The following is a 17,167-nucleotide window of genomic DNA, read 5'->3' on the forward strand; positions in this document are numbered from 1 at the left end:
GATGAGCGCGCCGCTCACGTTCGAGGACGACGTCGAGGCGCGCCTGGGTGCCCTTGAGTTGATCGTCGCCGCCCTCCTGCGCGAGCGGGCGGAGCGGGACCCGCACGCGCGGGATGCCGTGCTGGCGGCGCTGCGGCGCGAAGCCCAGGTCCCGGCCCCGCCGACTCCGAAGACGGAGGCCGCCCTGGCCAAGGCCCTGGCGCTCGCAGAGATCATCCTGGCGCCCTGACGGGTGCAACGAAGTGCTTCGCAGAAAGGCCGATCCCGGCCCGGATGCGGCGGCCGGGGATCTTCCCCCGGATGCTGGCCGGGCCCATGCGCCCGGCCTCCTCATGACGCGGAGAGGCCGCGTCCCGCGTCAGTAGCCGTAACCGTACGAGACGCAGGTCCCGTAGACGTCGTCGAAATAGGCATAGGGACCGCAGCCGCCGTAAGTGCCGCCATAGCCGCCGTAGCCGCCATCATATCCGACGCTGGACAGGCCGTAGCCGAGCCCGAGGCCGAGGCCGACCCCGGCGAGGCCGTATCCGAGGCCGCGCCCGTAGCCCCCGCGATAACCGTAGCCGCCATAGCCACCCCGATAGGCGCCGAAGCCGGCGCTACGGTACCCGCCATAGCCGCCCCGGTACCCGCCGACACCGACGCCGCGATAGCCTCCGCCGAGGCCCGCCCCCCGGAAGCCGCCGCCGAAACCGCCGCCTCGGAACCCGGCCCCGCCGAGGCCGCCGCCATGGAAGCCACCACCGTGGAAGCCGCCCCCACCGAAACCGCCGCCCCGGAAGCCGCCGCCCCCGAAGCCGCGGGCATCGGCCCCGGCCGTGGACAGGGCGAGGGCACCGGCAGCGAGCGCGGATGCGAGAACGAGATGCCTCATGGCACCATCTCCTGATTGCGAAGGAAGAGTTTCCTCAGGGTCGAACAACGCCGGCGAACAGGGGCGGTTCGGAGCCGGTGGAGCCTGCGCGCATCGCTCGCGGCTTCGTGACATGGCCGTTTCGACCTGAACGGCACGCAGGCGCGACGGGGACGGCCCGCCGGTACGGCCACCTCGGGCATCTTCCGACGAAGCGGACACCGGTTCGGCGTAGACAATGTTGCAAGATTAACGGCCTGGAGCAGCGCTCGATTGCAGTGCGATCGAGCGCTGCTCCCGTCACGTCGCCGGCGGCCGTCCCGGACGGGACCGGCCGCGACGATCCCCTCACGCGCGATGCGTCACCCGCGGCGCGGCCAGGACCGGCCAGGGATAGGCCGCCTCGTAAGCGCGAGAGGCCGAGAGCACCCGGGCATCGGCGCCCATCGGGCCGACGATCTGCAAGCCGACCGGCAGCCCGGTCTCCGTCGGCCCGCAAGGCACGGTCGCGGCCGGCTGGCCGGTGAGGTTGAAGGGGTAGGAGAACGGCGTCCAGTTCAGCCAGTCGTCGCCGAAGCGTCCGTCGGGCGGCGTCAGGTTGCCGGCCGTGAAGGCGGGGGTGGCGAGCGACGGCGTCAGGAGCAGGTCGTAGCTCCGGTGGAACCGCGCCATGGCGGTGAACAGCGCGCCGCGGGCGTTGAGGGCGGCGACGAAGTCGGGCGCCGCGATCTCGCGCCCGCGCTCGGCCGCAGCCCTCAGGGCCGGCTCGACGAGGCCGCGTTTCTCCTCCGGGATCGCCCGCAGCACGCACCAGGCGCCGACGAGCCAGATCCCGTTCAGGGTCTCGACCGGATCGGAGAAGCCCGGATCGGCCTCTTCCACGATCGCGCCGAGGTCGGCGAAGCGCTTGGCCGCCGCCTCGGTCAGACGGGCCACCTCGGGATCGACGGTGGCGGCAAAGCCGAGTCGGGGGCTCCAGGCGACGCGCAGGCCGCGCACCCCGTCCTCCAGGCCGGCGAGATAGTCCGGCGGCTCGGCAAGCGACGCCGCCATGTCGCGGGAATCGGGCCGGGCGATCGCCTGCATCATCAGGGCGGAATCGCGCACGCCCCGGGTCATCGGGCCGAGATGCGCCACCGGCCCGAAGGGCGAGGGTGGGAAGGCCGGCACCCGGCCGAAGCTGGGCTTGAGCCCGTAGATGCCGCAGAAGGCGGCCGGGATGCGGATCGAGCCCGCCCCGTCGGTGCCGATATGGAGGAGGCCGAGATTGAGCGCCGCCGCGGCCGCGGCCCCGGCCGAGGAGCCGCCGGTGGTGGTCCGCGTATCCCAGGGGTTGCGGGTCGAGCCGGTATGGGTCGAGTCGCCGAGGCCCTTCCAGCCGAATTCCGGCATCGTGGTCTTGGCGAGCGGGATGGCACCAGCCTCCAGCAGCCGGTCGACGATCGGGGCGTTCTCGGCGGCGGGCGTGTCGGTGGTGGTGAGCGAGCCGCGGCGCATCGGGTGACCGGCCCAGGCGATGTTGTCCTTCACCGTGAAGGTGATGCCGTCGAGGGGGCCGAGCGGCTCACCACGCGCCCAGCGCGCCTCGGAGGCGGCGGCCGCTTCCATCGCGCGATCGCGGTCGACCAGCACGAAGGCGTCGAGGTCCGGGCCGAACCGGTCGATGCGCGCGAGCGCATCGGCCACCGCCTCGCGGGGCGAGAGGGTGCGGTCGCGGTAGGCGGCCGATGTCGCGGTGCCGTCGAGGTCGCGGATCTCGGTCATGCTCTCTCCCTCATCGACTCATACGGTTTCCGGATTGATCGCTTCGCGATGTGGAAACCGGCTTCGCTCAGGCGCCGCGCGGGCTGGTGATACGGCGTCCGGAAGGAATCTTCCGGACGCCGTATCACCCGGCCGGATAGGTGCGCCCCTTCCAGGTGGCGACCCCGGCCCGGGCCGGGCGCAGGAGCGCGTTCCATTGCAAGGCCAGCGCCAACGCCACGGTGAAGGGATGGAGCGGGATCGTCCAGGGGTCTTCGCGGGTGGCGAGCGTGATCGCCGCCCGCGTGAACAGGGAGAGGGCGAGGGCTGCCCCGGCGACGGGCAGGCTGCCGGCACCGAGGAGCGCGGCGACGACGAGGACCAGGGGCAGGACGTGACCGCCCCCTAACAGCAGCGTCCAGACCGGCAGGGCGCGGGGCGTCGCCAGGCCCTCATGGGCGTTCTTCGAGAAGCCGGCCCAGCATTGGCGGAAATCCGTGTACATCCGGCAGGTCGCGAGGTCGGCGGCCGCCACGAGGTCGGTGGCGAGGCCGGCTTGGCGGAAGATCCGGGGCAGGCGCACGCCGTCATGCAGGCTCGCTCGGATCGCCCCATGGCCGCCGACCCGGCGATAGGCGTCCGCCTCCACCAGCACCAGCTGGCCGCAGGCGGCACCGAGGGCGGGATCGCGCAGCGTGCGCATCAGCGGGATCGGCAGGTAGCCGAGCAGCAGGAAGTTGATCATCGGCACGGTCAGGCGCTCGCCGAGGGAGCCGGTGACCTGCCGGGGCACGCCGCTGACCAGAGCCGCGCCGGCCGCCGCGGCCGCCCTCGCCAGGGACGCGGCGCCGTGGGGGCTGAGCCGCACGTCGGCATCGATGAACAGCAGGTGGCGCCCGGTCGCGGCTTGCCCGAGGACGTGGCAGGCGTGGTTCTTGCCGGTCCAGCCCGAGGGGAGGGGCGGCACCTGGACCAAGCGCAGGCGGGGGTCGCGGGCAGCGACCTCCTCGACGATCGTTGCCGTCCCGTCGGTCGAATGATCGTCGGCGACGATGACCTCGATCGGCACGCCGGTGCTGGCCAAGGCCGCCGCCAGGGTCGGGCCGATATTGCCGGCCTCGTTGCGGGCCGGGATCAGGATAGACACCGGGCCGCCGGGCGCGGGCATCCCGGGCTTCCCGCCGGACTTCCGACCGGGCGTCTTGCGCAGGGCCAGCAGGTTGGCGAGCGCGAGCATGGCCGGCAGCAGCGCCAGGGCCAGCGCGAGGAGCGTCAGCACGGTCACGGCGCCCGGCCCGCGCGGTGACCGGCGACGAAGCGGCGCCCGGTGAGCGCCGCCGTCAGCCGGTGCCACAAGTCGTAGACGCCGCCGACCCCGCGCTGCCCGTCGAGCAGGGAGGTGAAGCGGGCGGGATCGCGGCTGCGCACGTCGGCACCGAGACGGTCGAGGGTCGCGGTCAGGTCGGCCTCCAGGCGGGCGAGGCGGTCCGGGCGGGGCAGGGCGAGGAGGTCGCGGGCCGCGATCCCCGGCCCGAAGGCGGCGCAGGCCTCCGCCCCGCGCTCCTCCCAGAAGGCGTAATCGAGGGCGAGCGGCACGAACAGGGCGTCGGGCGCCAATTCGGCCAGCCGCGCGACGCCGGGGCGCAGGCCGAGGGGCCGCTCGCGCACGTCGCTGAAGCGGCCTTGCGCGGTGATCCACATCACCCGGCCCGGCCGGGCGAGGATGTTTCGCGAGGCGGCCATGAACGACGCGGCACCGCGGGGCGACTCGAGGTCGACCCCGAAGGCGCCCATGCGGGAGAAGATGCGGTAGCGGGCGAGCATCGCGGCGTCGAACGGCGCGTAGCTCTCGGCTGCGGGGAAGAAGCGCTGCGCGAGCAGGATGATGACGGCGGCGTCCCACCAGGCCGGGTGGTTGCAGTAGACCACCACCGGGCCGGCCTGCGGCGCGGCCGGGGGCTGGCCCCACTGCGCCAGCCGGAGCGCGTTGAGGTGGCGCCTCACGTAGCGGGCGAAATACACGCCCATGAAGCGCCAGATGGCTGGGGAGCGGGCCGCGACCGGGTCCGACGGCAGGACCCGTTTCCCGCTCACGAGGCGGCCTTCAGGGCCTCGCCGCCGCCGCGGGCGTCCTGGTCGAGGGCATCGGCGGCGATCCAGCCCGACATCATCACCATCGGCATGCCGGGCCCCGGATGGGCGGCGCCGCCGGCGAGGTAGAGGCCCTGCACCTCCCGCGAGCGGTTGCCGGGCTTGAACGCCCCCATGATCCGGCCGTGGGAGGCCAGCCCATAGATCGCGCCGTTGAGCACCTTGTAGCGCGAATGGATGTCCGCCGGGGTCAGGTGGCGCTCGACGACGATGCGGTCCTCGATGTCCGGCATGCCGGCGGTGCGCTTCAGCTTGTCGAGGATCTTCTGCCGGTAGGCCGGCAGCATCTGCGACCAGTCGTGGTGCGGGCGCAAGTAAGGCGTGTGGACCAGCACGTAGAGCGCCTCGCCGCCCTCGGGCGCCACAGAGTGGTCGGTGATGCTGGGCGCAGCGAGATAGGCGGTCGGGTCCGGGGCCGGCTCGCCCTTGCGGTAGATCGCGTCGAACTCCTCCTCGGGGTCGCGCGAGAACACGAAATCGTGGTGGGCGAGGTGGTCGTAGCGCTTGTTCAGGCCGAGATAGAGCACCACGCCCGAGCAGGCCGGCTCGAAGCTGCGCTTCTCGTAAGCGCGCCCGACCTCGCCGCCGACCAGCTCGCGGTAGGTCCGCACCGCGTCCATGTTGGAGATGACACGATCGTAGGGCACCACGCTCCCGCCGACCCGCACGCCCTTCACCGCGCCGTTCTCGATGGCGACGCCCTCGACCTCGCTGTGGGCCTTGAGGGTGGCGCCGAGATCGCCGGCGAGCTTCATCAGCCCCTCGGCCACCGCCCGCGTGCCGCCCATCGGGTACCAGACCCCGTCCGCGGTCTGCATATGGGCGATGGCGCAGAGCACCGCCGGCGCGCCGTAGGGCGAGGAGCCGACATATTGCACGAAGTGGTCGAGCATCTGGGCGAGGCGGGCATCCCGCACCTTGCCCCGGATGGTGCCGGCGACCGAGGCGTGCATGCGTAAGGACAGCACGTCGCGCAGGGTGCCGGGATTGAGGTTGGCGCGGATGTCGATCGTGTCGAACAGGTCCTGCACCGGCTTCCAGAAAAAGAACTTTTCGGAAACGCCGTGCAGGTGCTCGGAGAGCGCCAGGAAGCGCTTGTAACCCTCGCCGGCCTTCTGGCCCGGGGCGAAGCGGTCCATCTCGGCCGCCATCGCCGAGACGTTCTCCATCAGGTCGATGCGGCTGCCGTCGTCGAAGAAGCAGCGCCATTGCGGATCGAGCCGGCGCAGGTCCATGTAGTCGTGCACCGAGCGGCCGGATTCGGCGAAAATCCGCTCCAGCACGCGGGGCACCGTCAGGATGGTCGGCCCCATGTCGAAGCGGAAGCCGCCTTCGTGCAGCACCGCGGCCTTGCCGCCGATCCACGCATTCTTGTCGTAGAGGGTGACGTCGTGCCCCCGCGCGGCGGCCACGCAGGCCGCCGCCAGACCGCCCAACCCGCCGCCGACCACCGCGACCGAGGACCCCGCCATCACGCCCCTCCCGAGCGGGCGAAGCGCCCGTTTCGGACAAGCTAGGCCCGTGCCGGGATCGGTCAACGCGTCGGACCCGGTCCATGTTGCCGCGCCGCAGGCATGCCGTCGGGGTCAGGAACCCGGTCCCATCTCCTGGGATTTGATTCCGCAGAGCACGACGTCGCCGCCACGACGGAGACATCCCGGAGACAGCCCCATGAAAACGACGACCCTCGCCCGCATCGGCCTCCTGAGCGTCGGCCTCCTCGGCCTCGCCGGCCCGGCTTTCGCTCAGGAGGCCCTCGACATCACCGTGAGCCCGCGCGCGGCACCGGTCGACCCGCTGGTGACCGGCAGCGTCCGGCCGCTCATGCCGAACCCGAACGTCACGCCGAGCAACCCGATGGGCGTCGTCGGCTGGGACGGACCGCCCGGCGGCACCACCAGCGTGATCGGCGACGACGAACCGCTGGCCCCCGGCTCGCCGGCCGCGACCCCGGACGCGCCCTTCGCCCGGCCCTGAAAGCCGCGACGTTTTCGCCCCGGTCCGGTTGACTTTTCAGGCCCCCGCCGGGTAAGTCACGCGCCTCCGCACGGGCGGTGCTCCGCATCGCCCGGCGTCGGCGTTCGTCTTTTCGGGCGGATGCCGCGAGCCCGTTTCCCCATCCGCGCCCGGGCGTTCCGGCGCACCGACGTGAGACCAGACCGATGAAGATCCGCAACTCGCTGAAGTCGCTCCGCGGCCGGCACCGTGACAACCAGCTCGTGCGCCGCAAGGGCCGGGTCTACGTCATCAACAAGACCCAGAAGCGCTACAAGGCCCGCCAGGGCTAAAGGGCGTGGGGTTTGCCGGCGCCAAGCCGCGGCAAGCCATCGCGTTGACGGGATCGCGCCGGCGCCGGACAGTGCCGGCATGCGCCGTCTCTCCCTTCCGATCTGCATGATGGCCGGCCTCCTCGGAGCGCCGGCTTTCGTCGTTCTGGCGACCGTGCCGGTGGCCGCGGCCCCGAAGGATGCGCCGAAAGAAGCGCCGCGCCCGCCCGTCACCCTCGACGACCTCTACGCGCGGCTCAAGGCGGCCAAGGACGATGCCGAGGCCCGCGGCGTCGCCCAGCTGATCGAGCGCCGCCTCGACCGCTCCGGCAGCGACACCGTCGACCTCCTGGCGAGCCGCGCCGCGGAGGCGATGCAGGCCAAGGACTATCCCCTCGCCGTCGAGCTCCTCGACCGGGTGACCGTGCTGGAGCCTGCTTGGGCCGAGGGCTGGAGCCGGCGCGCCACCGCCTTCTACCTGCTCGAGGACCAGGCGAGCGCGCTCGCCGACCTGCACAAGACCCTGACCCTGGAGCCGCGCCACTTCGAGGCCTGGGCGGCCCTCGCCCATATCTACATGGCGAGCGACGACAAGGCCCGCGCGCTCGCCGCCTTCCGCCGCGCCGAGGCGATCTATCCCCGCATGGGCAAGGTCCACGAGGCGATCGAGCGCCTCGCCCCCGACGTCGACGGCCGCGACCTGTGACCGGCCGGCCTCCGCGCCGGCTTCGACAACGGATTTCCCGCGTGCTGACCCTGATCGCCGGCCTCACGGCCGGATTCGTGCTGGCGCTCGTCGCCGTGGGCCTGCTGGCGACCTGGATCATCACCCTGGTGGTCGAGGCGCGCTATCCCCCGGCGGGCCGGCGCGTGGCGGTGGAGAGCGGGCACCTCGCGGTGATCGAGGCCGGCCCGGGCGAGGGCGCCCCGAGCCGCGGCACCGTCGTGCTCCTGCACGGGGCCTCGGCCAACGCCATGGACCCGATGCAGGCGATCGGCCGTCGGCTCGCCGGCGACGGGTTCCGGGTACTCTCCTTCGACCGGCCCGGCTTCGGCTACAGCGACCGCATCACCCCGGACGCCGCCTCGCCGGCGGTGCAGGCCCGGTTGATCGGCGAGGCGCTGGCGGCGATGAAGGTCGGCCCCGCCCTGATCGTCGGCCATTCCTGGTCCGGCGCGCTCGCCACCGCGCTTGCCCTCGATCACCCGGAGCGGGTCGCCGGCCTGGCACTGCTGGCGCCGGTGAGCCATCCCTGGCCGGGCGGCTCGGTTGGGGGATATGCCGGCTGGTACCGCTCGCTCCCCGGGCGGATGCTCCTCACGCTCGCCACCTACACGGTCGCGGCGCCGCTGGGCTTCACGTATCTCGACCGCTTCGCCGAGGTGGTGTTTCGCCCGCAAGGGCTGCCGAAGGGCTATCTCGACGGCGCGCGGGTGCCGCTGATCCTGCGCCCCTCGACCTTCGGGGCGAATCTTCGCGATCTCGACGGGCTCTACGCCTTCCTGGAGCGGCAGAGCCCGCGCTATCCGGAGATCACCGCCCCGACCGTCATCATCGCGGGCGATATCGACCCGGTGGTGAAGACCGACGTGCATGCGCGGGCGCTCGCCCGCGAGGTGCCCGGTGCGAAGCTCGTGGTGCTGCCGGGCGTGGGCCACATGCTCCAATACATCGCCGCCGATACGGTGGTGGCGGAGATCGAGGCCTTGGCGGCGCGGGAGAGAGTGGAGAACTAATCATCCAGTGGCAGACGCGGCACATCGCGAAAGGCATCGCAGATCCGCTGGATCGCCCGGAAGTCGCTGCGCCCGTCCTCCTCGACCGGAACCGTGAAGGGCGGCCCCTTGCTGGGGCGGCACCACCATTCCGCAGTGTTGAGCCGCCCCTTGCCGGGAAGAGGCTCGCAGCCGTTCCTCCGAAGTTTGGCTTCCCATTCGGAGCGTTCGAGCCAAGGCGAGCGGATCATGCTTGAGCATAATGCGCCACATATTCCCAACTCAAGGGCATCTCGGCACGTTTTTCGATGATTCCACGTTCCTCGAGCGCTTCCCGCAAATCGACGAGCGGCTCCGCAAGAATATCTTCGCCGAATTTGGCTGACAGGATGACCTCAAGCGCAGGCTTGATGTCGGCCAGCAGCGCATCGATGGTCTTATGAGACAAGACGAACTCCGGAACGTCCTCGCTCCAGGCCCGCAACCCCCCGTCAGGCCGCCGCTCGAAGCAGACGACCACCTTGAAGAACCGTCGGCTGGGATCGTTGGGCGCTATTCGGTTCATGAACATGCCTTCACGCTAGCGCCCTCATTCTCCCGCATCCAGTGAATAATTCACAAGTCAAGCCATAACGGATTTTCATTAAGCAGAACATCGGGTTAAGGTCCGCGGCCTAGCGCCGCGGATTCAGGGTCGGCCTTGCAGCCGGCTCACGCCTTGGCGGCATGCTCCGGCGTCACGGTCGCGATCCGCACGAGGTTCGTCGCCCCCGGCGTGCCGAAGGGCAGGCCCGCCACCACGATAACCCGGTCGCCGATCCCTGCGAAATTCTCCCGCACCGCGAACTTGCAGGCGCGGAACGACATGTCGTCGATGTCGCTGGCGTCGTTGGTGACGATCGGGTGGGTGCCCCAGGCCAGCGCGAGGCGCCGCGCCGTCTCGCGCTTCGGGGTAAGCGCGATCACCGTGGCGTCGGGGCGGGCGCGGGCGAGCCTGAGCGCCGTCGAGCCGGAGGCGGTCCAGGCCATCACGGCCTTGAGCCCGAGCGTGTCGGCGATCTGGTGGGCCGCCGCCGCGATGGCGTCGGAGGCGGTCGATTCCGGCTGGTTGCGCTGGGCCGCGATGATCGACCAGTAGATCCCGTCCTGCTCGACCTGCTCGGCGATGCGGTTCATGGTCGAGACCGCCTCGACCGGGAAATCCCCCGACGCGCTCTCGGCCGAGAGCATCACGGCGTCCGCCCCCTCGTAGACCGCGGTCGCCACGTCCGAGACCTCGGCCCGGGTCGGCACCGGGGCGGAGATCATCGATTCGAGCATTTGCGTCGCCACCACCACCGGCTTGCCGAGGCGGCGCGCGCCGCGGGTGATGCGCTTCTGCACGCCCGGCACCTGCTCCAGCGGCATCTCGACCCCGAGATCGCCGCGGGCGACCATCAGCCCGTCGGCCACCGCCATGATCGCGTCGAGGGCGGCCACGGCTTGCGGCTTCTCGATCTTGGCCATCACCAGGGCCTTCCCTTGCGCCACCGCCTTGACCTCGACCACGTCCTCCGGGCGCTGCACGAACGACACCGCGATCCAGTCGGCCCCGGCGGCGAGGCCGGCCTCCAGGTCGAGGCGGTCCTTCTCGGTCATCGCAGCCACAGGGATCGTGGTGTCGGGGAGCGACACGCCCTTGCGGTTCGAGATTTTTCCGCCGGTCACCACCCGGGTCACCGCCCGGCCGGGCGAGACCTCGGTGACGACGAGGCGCAGCTTGCCGTCATCGACGATCACCGCGTGGCCGGGCTCCAGGGCCGAGAGGATTTCGGGGTGGGGCAGGTGGACCCGGGTCGCGTCGCCAGGCGTCGGATCGTCGTCGAGGACGAAGCTCTGGCCGTTCTCGATCACCGCCGCGTCGGCGGCGAAGCGGCCGACCCGGAGCTTCGGGCCCTGGAGATCGACCAGCACGGCGATCGGCCGCTTCAGCTTCTGCTCGATGCCCCGGATCGTCGCCACCCGCTCGCTCAGCCGCTCGCGGGGCAGGTGGCTCATGTTGATGCGGAACACGTCGGCACCGGCGGCGAACAGCGCCTCGATCACCGCCGGATCCTCGGAGGCCGGGCCAAGGGTCGCGACGATCTTGGTGCGGCGGGCGCGCTTCATGGGGGTGTCGTCCGGGGGTCAAGCGATGGGGGAGGATGGACCGTACGGAAAGCCGGTTGGCGGGCCGGGGTCAATTGGCGTTTTGGGGCCAAGCGCCAATCGCGAGTGACGGGATAGGATGGCCCGAGTACCCTTGTGGTCTCTTGTCCAACCCGATTTTTGTAGATACAAAAACCATGACGATCGTGTTCGACGAGCCGAAGCGTCAGGCGAACCTCGCGAAGCATGGCTATGACTTCGCCGATTTCGAGCGCTGTTTCGACCGTGAGAGCGCGATGGAGGCCCCGACGCGGCCGAGTGAAACAGGAAGGCCCCGCTTCAACCTCATTGGTCGCTGGAACGACGAGATCATCGTCCTCGCCGTTGTGTCACCGCTCGGCAGCGAGGCTTTGTCCCTCGTGAGCCTGCGCGCTGCGAGCCCGAAGGAAAGGAACGCTTATGCCCGCCGCCTCGAAGGCTGACGCGAATCCGCCCACTTACACGCAAGAGGACTGGGATGCCGTCGATTCTCCCGAACTGACGGATGAGGAACTGTCTCAGCTGCGTCCCGCCCGGGACGCCCTTCCTCCCGAGGTCTACGCGGCCCTCCCGAGCCGCGGCGGCCGGCCGCGCGCCGAGCGCCCCAAGCAGCTCGTGAGCCTGCGGCTCGACCCGGACGTGATCGAGGCCTTCAAGGCGACGGGGCCGGGCTGGCAGACCCGGATGAACGAGGTGCTGGCGGAGGCGGCGCGGACGTTGCGGGCTGCAAATCGCATCTGACATCAACCGGACGACGAATGAGTCTGATCGACAACGAGCGCACGAACCTGACGGCGAACGCCCTGGATCGGGCATCGACGGCATGCGTGACGGTGGGCGTCGTCGGACCGATCGTCGCCTCCCTATATGGGGTGGGAGCGACGGCCGCCGGCGCCCATGGTATCATCCTCGCAATCGGGAGCCTCTTCTGGCTGGTGGTCGCTGGTGGGCTGCACGCGATGGCGCGACGGACGCTCGGGAGGCTGAAGTGACGGGACTCTGGATTTACGCCTACGTGGTGCTGCCCTTCGTCGTCCTTGCCATGGGCTACGGCGCAATGCGCCTCAACGAGCGTGAGACGCGATCCGGATCGACCGACCGATAGAACAACCTTCTCGGCGCCAGGTGCCGGACAGTTCATCCCCGCGCCTGCGGGGAACACTCCTTCTCGAAGTGATTGATGCGCGTGGCGGTTCACGCGATCAGACAGCGCACCGACGGTCCGCACCCGTCCCGGGGCCGGTCAACCGGCCCTGAAATCCCCTCGTCCGGCCCGCCTCACGGCCCCGCCCGTCCCGGATCCGTCAGCTGGATCGTCCAGCTCTTCTGCTCGCCCGTATCGACCTCGAAGAAGCCGTTGCGGTCGTAGCCGCGGGCCAGGCAATCCTCGACGCCCCGGATGGTGAACTCGCGGTCGCGGGTACACATCAGGGAACGGCCGCTCCACTCGCCGCCGCGGTCGTAATCGACCGCGAAGACGTAGTAGAAGCGGGCGGCGAGCGCGCCCTTGAGCAGGGTCTCGCAGCCCTTGGCGGACAGGTTCCACCAGCCCTCCGTCACCCAGCCGCCGGAATCCCGGTAGCCGAGCGCGATGCCGATGCGGCTGCCGGTCATGTTGCACATCCGCAGGTCCGCCCGCGCCGGCCCGGCCCCGAGCAGGGCGAGGAGCGGGAGCGAGAGCAGGGCGGCGCGGCGGGGGGAGAGGAAGTCAGCCAACCAGGATGATGCGGAGGTCATTGACGTTGGTGCGGGTGGGCCCGGGCCGGACGAGGTCGCCGATCCGGTCGAAGAACGGGGTCGAGTCGTTCTCTCCCAAGCTCGCCCCCGCGTCGAGCCCCGCCGCCGCCGCACGGGCGAGCGTCGTGGGATCGATCGTCGCGCCGGCCGGGTCGGTGGCCTCGCCGCGGCCGCCATCGGTGCCGTCGGTATCGGCCGACAGCGCCGAGATCCCGGGGGCGCCGTCGAGGGCGAGGGCCAGCGCCAGCGCGTATTCCTGGTTCGGCCCGCCCTGGCCCTCGCCGCGGATCGTCACGGTCAGTTCACCGCCGGAGATCAGCGCCACCTTGCGGCCCGCAGCCGCCATCTCGCGGGCGAGGGCGGCATGGGCCGCTGCGACCTCGCGGGCCTCGCCCTCGAGATCGGCCCCGAGCAGCACCGGCTCGTAGCCGGCTTTTTGCGCCGCCGCCGCGGCGGCCTCGATGGCGTCGACCGGCCGGGCGATGATGCGGAACTCGCTGCGGGCGAAGGCCGGATCGCCGGCCTTCGGGCTCTCGTTGGCCGGATCGTTCAGCAGCGCCTCGGCGGAAGCCGGCAGGGGAATGCCGCGCCGCGCGCAGATCGCCCGGGCATCGGCCAGCGTGGTCGGGTCCGGCACCGTCGGGCCCGACGCGATCACCGCGGGATCGTCCCGGGGCACGTCGGAGATGGCGAGCGTCAGGATCCGGCCGGCCCGGTGCGCGGCCTGGGCCAGGCGCCCGCCCTTGATGCGCGAGAGGTGCTTGCGCACGCAGTTGATCTCGTCGATCGCCGCGCCCGAGCGCAGCATCGCCCGGGTGATGCCCTGCTTCTCGGGCAGCGTCAGGGCGCCGGCCGGGGCGATCCAGTTGGCTGAGCCGCCGCCGGAGAGGAGCACCAGCACGAGGTCGTCGGGGCCGGCCGAGGCCGCGAGATCGAGCGCGCGTTGCGTCGCCGCGATGCCGGCCTGGTCCGGCACCGGGTGGCCGGCCTCCACCACCTCGATCACCCCGGCCGGCTCGCCGTAGCCGTGGCGGGCCACCGCCAGTCCTGCGATGCGGGACGGATCGACCCCGTGCGCCCGGTAATGCCGCTCGGCCAAAGCCGCCATGCTCGCCCCGGCCTTGCCGGCGCCGAGGATCACCAGCCGTCCGGCCGGCACCGGGGGCAGGTGCGGCACCAGGCAGCCGCGCGGATGGGCGGCGGTGACGCCCGCATCGAGCAGGCGCAGCAGCAGGGCGCGGGTCTCCGCAACGGGGGCATCGGTCACGAGGCGGCTCCTCTCAAGGGTATGGTCACGCTTCGGACCGGCTTCGTGCCGGTCTCGTTCCAATTTGTTAGAGCTAGATCGCCGGGCCGGAACGCCGGGGGCGGGCGACGGCGATGCCGGCCAGGATCAGGCCGCCGCCGAGCACCTGGAGGGGTCCCAGGGCCTCGCCGAGGAGGATCCAGGCGAGGATCGCGGCGGCCACCGCCTCCAGGAAGATCACCAGGGAGGAGAAGCTCGCGGGCAGGCGCCCGAGCGCCACCGCGAGCAGGCCCTGGCCGCCGGCATGGCTGACGAGGGCGAGCGCCAGGAGCCCGGCGGCGGCGGTCCAGGATCGCGGCAGCACCGGCCGGGTCTCGAGCCAGGCGACCGCGCCGAGCAGCACCAGGGCGGTGACGCAGGAGGCCACGAAGGTGACGCGGGCGGCCCCCAGGCCCCGGGCCCGGGCGCGCTCCACGGTCAGGAAGTAGAGGGCGAAGAAGAATGCGGTGATCACTCCGTCCCGGTCGCCGGAAAGGCGCGTGGGATCGACCTGCACCGACTGCCCGACCAGGGTGGCGCCGCCGAGAAGGCAGACGAGGAGGCCCGCGAGCGTGCGCCCGGCGGGCCGGCGGCTGAGGCCGATCCAGGAGAACAGCACCACGAAGACCGGTGCGGTGGTGGCGAAGAAGGTGGCGTTGGCGACCGTCGTGCCCAGGATGGCGAGGTGCCAGAACAGCAGGTCGCCCGAGAAGGCGAGGCCGGCGAGCAGCACCGAGGGCGTGAGGGCGCGGCGTAAGCGCGGCGCCCGCGCCTCCTCCCAGCGCATCCAGCCGTAGAGCGCCGGCAGGGCCAGGGCGACGCGCCAGAACGCGCTGGCGAAGGGCCCGATTTCGGGGCTGACGAACCGCACCAGCACCGGCGACAGGCCCATCGCCAGCGCGCCGAGGACGAGGGCGGCGAAGGCCGGACCGAGACCGGTCGTAACAGGGCCGGCTTGGGCATCGGCCGATGGGCCGAGGGAGGAGCCTGCGGCGAGGTCAGGCAGGGGAGTGCGGGACATCGGCGGGCCTTGCGCGGGGCGCTCCCGGTGCGGAAATCTGTCGGGCGTGTCCGTCACTATGGCATGTCGCGCCCGGCGTCACCGGTTCGCGCCGATGGAGGCCGCCCCGCCATTTGGGTATGGAGGGCGGCCGGATCCCGCCGCCGCCCTCGATACCCGCCACGCCGCCGCCGCCACTCCCCCCAAAAGACCGATCGCCCGATGACCACCGCCCCTTCGCTCCGCCACCCGCCCCAGCCCGTCGAGACGATTCCCGGCGATCCGGCCTGCGGGCTCCTCCTCCTGTGCGACCACGCCTCGAACGCGGTGCCGCCGGACCTCGACAACCTCGGCGTCGCCGCACCCCATTTCGAGCGGCATATCGCCTACGACATCGGGGCGGCTTCGGTGACCCGCGCGCTCGCCCGGCGGCTCGGGGCGCCGGCGCTCCTCACCACCTTCTCCCGGCTGATCATCGATCCCAATCGCGGCCGCACCGACCCGACCCTGGTGATGCGCCTCTCGGACGGGGCGATCGTGCCGGGCAACGCCCGGATCGGGCCCGACGGCGTCGCCGAGCGGCTCGCCCGCTTCTACGACCCCTACGACCGGGCGATCGACGCGGCCGTCACCGCCGCTCTCGCCGCGGGCGCGCCGCCCGCCATCGTGACCGTGCACAGCTTCACCCCGGCCTGGCGCGGGGTCGCGCGGCCCTGGCAGGTCGGCATCCTGTGGGACCGGGACGACCGCCTCGCCGGGCCGCTGATCGCCGGCCTCCGGGCGGACCCGGCCGGGTTCACGGTCGGCGACAACCAGCCCTATGGCGGCGGCCTGCCCGGCGACACGATCGACCGGCACGCCATCGCCCGGGGCCTGCCCAACGCGCTCATCGAGATCCGCCAGGACCTGATCGGCGACGCGGCCGGGGCCGAGGACTGGGCCGGGCGATTCGCCGCCCTGCTGGGGCCGTTGGTCGCCCGCGCTTGACCGGACGGGCGCGCGCCCCGACTTCCCGTTTGCACTGGATCTGAGGAATTTTTCGATGGACGGCATCGACGAAAAAACCCGCACCGAACTCGAGGCCGCGGTCTTCCGCCGCCTGGTGTCGCACCTCCAGGGGCGCACCGACGTGCAGAACATCGACCTGATGAACCTCGCCGGGTTCTGCCGGAACTGCCTGTCGAACTGGCTCAAGGACGCGGCCGACGCCCGCGGCCTGCCTCTCACGAAGGACCAGAGCCGCGAGCACGTCTACGGCATGCCCTACGACGCGTGGAAGGCGCGCCACCAGAACGAAGCGACGCCCGAGCAGGCGGCCGCCTTCGCGGCGCGGGCGAAGACGCATTGAGGGGTCCGCCCGCGCGGGGCAGGGCCGTCCGGGGAAAGATGTGGCGTGGGTTCTCTCCTCTCCCCGCGGGCGGGGAGAGGGCTGCGTTCCCGTTCAGGGAACACGGCGAGCGGAGGCGAAAGCCGGAGCGAGGGTGAGGGGGTCTCGACGCGTGAGGCTCCTGCGGAAACACCCCCCTCTCCCCCGCGGCGAACCTGCGGTTCGCTGCGCGGGCTTCCTGAGCCCCTTCGGAGCTCAGGCCTCTCCCCGCAACGAAGTCGGGCAGGCCCGACTTCGTCTAGCGCTTGCAGATCCCGGGCAAGCCCGGGATCTGTCGGGGAGAGGGGAAACCCGCGCCTCCTCCTCGTGCCGAACAGCCGCGCGCCGGGCGGTTGGCGAACGAATCCCGACGGGATCGGACCACCCCGAATCCGGACGCGCAAGAACTCGGTAAGGTTGCGCATCTATCAAGATCCGGGAGGGCGCGCCGCGAAGGCCGCCATCCGTCAGTGGGTTGGGGTGCCTGATGGCCGCGTCCGCCCCCGGCGGCACGACAGACCCATCGGCCACGACAGACCCATCGGCAAGGAGACCGTGAATGAACGCGCACAGCATGCCGGACGCCGACGTCGCCTCGTCGGGCGTCGCCGCCGAGGAGCTCAAGCAGTTCATCGAGCGCATCGAGCGCCTGGAGGAGGAGAAGGCCGGCCTCCAGGGCGACATCAAGGACGTGATGCTCGAGCTCAAGGGCCGCGGCTTCGACGTGAAGGCGGTCCGCACCATCCTGCGCCTGCGCAAGAAGGACCATTCGGAGCGCCAGGAGGAAGAGGCGATCCTGGAGCTGTACATGCAGGCGCTGGGGATGGCTTAAGGCCCCCCGGCGTCCCTGAAGGAAACGCCGCCGCATCGACGAACGTTTGGC

Annotated in this window: 22 protein-coding genes; 11 read left to right on the plus strand and 11 right to left on the minus strand. The window is 71.6% G+C overall.

Annotation, left to right across the window (positions count from 1 at the left end; translation table 11 throughout):
* Position 1 precedes the first annotated feature (1 nt).
* On the plus strand, positions 2 to 229 hold the full coding sequence (locus AC3AOF_RS21985) for a hypothetical protein (RefSeq protein WP_236988873.1): 228 nt from the start codon (positions 2 to 4) through the stop codon (positions 227 to 229).
* A gap of 129 nt (positions 230 to 358) precedes the next feature.
* Here AC3AOF_RS21985 and AC3AOF_RS21990 read toward each other — a convergent pair whose 3' ends face one another.
* The 5 genes from AC3AOF_RS21990 to AC3AOF_RS22010 all read right to left on the minus strand — a co-directional run bounded on the left by AC3AOF_RS21990 (position 359) and on the right by AC3AOF_RS22010 (position 6,219).
* On the minus strand, positions 359 to 874 hold the full coding sequence (locus tag AC3AOF_RS21990) for a hypothetical protein (RefSeq protein WP_236988872.1): 516 nt from the start codon (positions 872 to 874) through the stop codon (positions 359 to 361).
* Between the two features lie 327 nt (positions 875 to 1,201).
* Positions 1,202 to 2,617: an amidase gene (locus AC3AOF_RS21995; protein ID WP_488346485.1), complete on the minus strand. Its 1,416-nt coding sequence runs from the start codon at positions 2,615 to 2,617 to the stop codon at positions 1,202 to 1,204.
* 124 nt (positions 2,618 to 2,741) lie between these two features.
* Complete coding sequence (locus AC3AOF_RS22000; RefSeq protein ID WP_488349033.1) at positions 2,742 to 3,833, minus strand: glycosyltransferase family 2 protein; 1,092 nt, start codon at positions 3,831 to 3,833, stop codon at positions 2,742 to 2,744.
* Between the two features lie 44 nt (positions 3,834 to 3,877).
* Entirely contained in the window at positions 3,878 to 4,624 is a 747-nt protein-coding gene (locus AC3AOF_RS22005) for a lysophospholipid acyltransferase family protein (RefSeq protein ID WP_488349034.1), read from the minus strand.
* A 62-nt stretch (positions 4,625 to 4,686) separates the two neighbouring features.
* Entirely contained in the window at positions 4,687 to 6,219 is a 1,533-nt protein-coding gene (locus AC3AOF_RS22010) for a phytoene desaturase family protein (RefSeq protein WP_488346486.1), read from the minus strand.
* A 199-nt stretch (positions 6,220 to 6,418) separates the two neighbouring features.
* Here AC3AOF_RS22010 and AC3AOF_RS22015 point away from each other — a divergent pair, with 199 nt between their 5' ends.
* The 4 genes from AC3AOF_RS22015 to AC3AOF_RS22030 all read left to right on the plus strand — a co-directional run bounded on the left by AC3AOF_RS22015 (position 6,419) and on the right by AC3AOF_RS22030 (position 8,751).
* Positions 6,419 to 6,724, plus strand: a complete 306-nt coding sequence (locus AC3AOF_RS22015) for a hypothetical protein (RefSeq protein ID WP_488346487.1) — start codon at positions 6,419 to 6,421, stop codon at positions 6,722 to 6,724.
* A 185-nt stretch (positions 6,725 to 6,909) separates the two neighbouring features.
* Entirely contained in the window at positions 6,910 to 7,035 is a 126-nt protein-coding gene (gene ykgO / locus AC3AOF_RS22020; protein ID WP_012334921.1) for a type B 50S ribosomal protein L36, read from the plus strand.
* A gap of 79 nt (positions 7,036 to 7,114) precedes the next feature.
* Positions 7,115 to 7,720: a tetratricopeptide repeat protein gene (locus tag AC3AOF_RS22025; RefSeq protein ID WP_236988868.1), complete on the plus strand. Its 606-nt coding sequence runs from the start codon at positions 7,115 to 7,117 to the stop codon at positions 7,718 to 7,720.
* Positions 7,721 to 7,761: 41 nt separating this feature from the next.
* A complete protein-coding gene (locus AC3AOF_RS22030; protein ID WP_236988867.1) occupies positions 7,762 to 8,751 on the plus strand; it encodes an alpha/beta fold hydrolase in 990 nt (329 codons plus the stop codon).
* Here the strand turns inward: AC3AOF_RS22030 and AC3AOF_RS22035 are convergent.
* The 3 genes from AC3AOF_RS22035 to pyk form a co-directional block, all read right to left on the minus strand.
* Positions 8,748 to 8,981, minus strand: a complete 234-nt coding sequence (locus tag AC3AOF_RS22035; protein ID WP_236988866.1) for a hypothetical protein — start codon at positions 8,979 to 8,981, stop codon at positions 8,748 to 8,750. The genes AC3AOF_RS22030 and AC3AOF_RS22035 overlap by 4 nt on opposite strands.
* The gene (locus tag AC3AOF_RS22040) at positions 8,978 to 9,295 is read right to left on the minus strand and encodes a hypothetical protein (RefSeq protein WP_488346488.1); all 318 of its coding nucleotides are present in this window, start codon (positions 9,293 to 9,295) and stop codon (positions 8,978 to 8,980) included. Before AC3AOF_RS22040 ends, AC3AOF_RS22035 begins: the two co-directional genes overlap by 4 nt.
* A gap of 146 nt (positions 9,296 to 9,441) precedes the next feature.
* A complete protein-coding gene (gene pyk / locus AC3AOF_RS22045) occupies positions 9,442 to 10,878 on the minus strand; it encodes a pyruvate kinase (RefSeq protein ID WP_488346489.1) in 1,437 nt (478 codons plus the stop codon).
* A gap of 176 nt (positions 10,879 to 11,054) precedes the next feature.
* Here pyk and AC3AOF_RS22050 point away from each other — a divergent pair, with 176 nt between their 5' ends.
* From AC3AOF_RS22050 to AC3AOF_RS22060, 3 genes are read left to right on the plus strand one after another with little or no spacing between them, the layout of a single operon-like run.
* Positions 11,055 to 11,339, plus strand: a complete 285-nt coding sequence (locus AC3AOF_RS22050; protein WP_236988863.1) for a BrnT family toxin — start codon at positions 11,055 to 11,057, stop codon at positions 11,337 to 11,339.
* Complete coding sequence (locus tag AC3AOF_RS22055) at positions 11,317 to 11,637, plus strand: BrnA antitoxin family protein (protein WP_236988862.1); 321 nt, start codon at positions 11,317 to 11,319, stop codon at positions 11,635 to 11,637. The genes AC3AOF_RS22050 and AC3AOF_RS22055 overlap by 23 nt, the downstream gene beginning before the upstream one ends.
* Before the next feature lie 17 nt (positions 11,638 to 11,654).
* Entirely contained in the window at positions 11,655 to 11,888 is a 234-nt protein-coding gene (locus AC3AOF_RS22060; RefSeq protein ID WP_236988861.1) for a hypothetical protein, read from the plus strand.
* Positions 11,889 to 12,174: 286 nt separating this feature from the next.
* Here AC3AOF_RS22060 and AC3AOF_RS22065 read toward each other — a convergent pair whose 3' ends face one another.
* The 3 genes from AC3AOF_RS22065 to AC3AOF_RS22075 all read right to left on the minus strand — a co-directional run bounded on the left by AC3AOF_RS22065 (position 12,175) and on the right by AC3AOF_RS22075 (position 14,939).
* A complete protein-coding gene (locus tag AC3AOF_RS22065; protein WP_272913255.1) occupies positions 12,175 to 12,633 on the minus strand; it encodes a DUF1036 domain-containing protein in 459 nt (152 codons plus the stop codon).
* Positions 12,605 to 13,900, minus strand: a complete 1,296-nt coding sequence (locus AC3AOF_RS22070; protein ID WP_236988860.1) for a glycerate kinase type-2 family protein — start codon at positions 13,898 to 13,900, stop codon at positions 12,605 to 12,607. The genes AC3AOF_RS22065 and AC3AOF_RS22070 overlap by 29 nt, the downstream gene beginning before the upstream one ends.
* 73 nt (positions 13,901 to 13,973) lie before the next feature.
* The gene (locus AC3AOF_RS22075) at positions 13,974 to 14,939 is read right to left on the minus strand and encodes a DMT family transporter (RefSeq protein ID WP_488346490.1); all 966 of its coding nucleotides are present in this window, start codon (positions 14,937 to 14,939) and stop codon (positions 13,974 to 13,976) included.
* A gap of 201 nt (positions 14,940 to 15,140) precedes the next feature.
* Here AC3AOF_RS22075 and AC3AOF_RS22080 point away from each other — a divergent pair, with 201 nt between their 5' ends.
* The 3 genes from AC3AOF_RS22080 (at position 15,141) to AC3AOF_RS22090 (ending at position 17,116) form a co-directional block, all read left to right on the plus strand.
* Positions 15,141 to 15,905 carry an N-formylglutamate amidohydrolase gene (locus AC3AOF_RS22080; protein ID WP_488346491.1) on the plus strand — a complete coding sequence of 255 codons (765 nt, stop codon included), beginning with the start codon at positions 15,141 to 15,143 and terminating at the stop codon, positions 15,903 to 15,905.
* Positions 15,906 to 15,960: 55 nt separating this feature from the next.
* Positions 15,961 to 16,266, plus strand: a complete 306-nt coding sequence (locus AC3AOF_RS22085) for a DUF1244 domain-containing protein (RefSeq protein WP_488346492.1) — start codon at positions 15,961 to 15,963, stop codon at positions 16,264 to 16,266.
* A 592-nt stretch (positions 16,267 to 16,858) separates the two neighbouring features.
* Positions 16,859 to 17,116 carry a DUF2312 domain-containing protein gene (locus tag AC3AOF_RS22090; RefSeq protein WP_236012505.1) on the plus strand — a complete coding sequence of 86 codons (258 nt, stop codon included), beginning with the start codon at positions 16,859 to 16,861 and terminating at the stop codon, positions 17,114 to 17,116.
* Positions 17,117 to 17,167 lie beyond the last annotated feature (51 nt).

The organism is Methylobacterium sp. 142-1Y, from assembly GCF_057747795.1.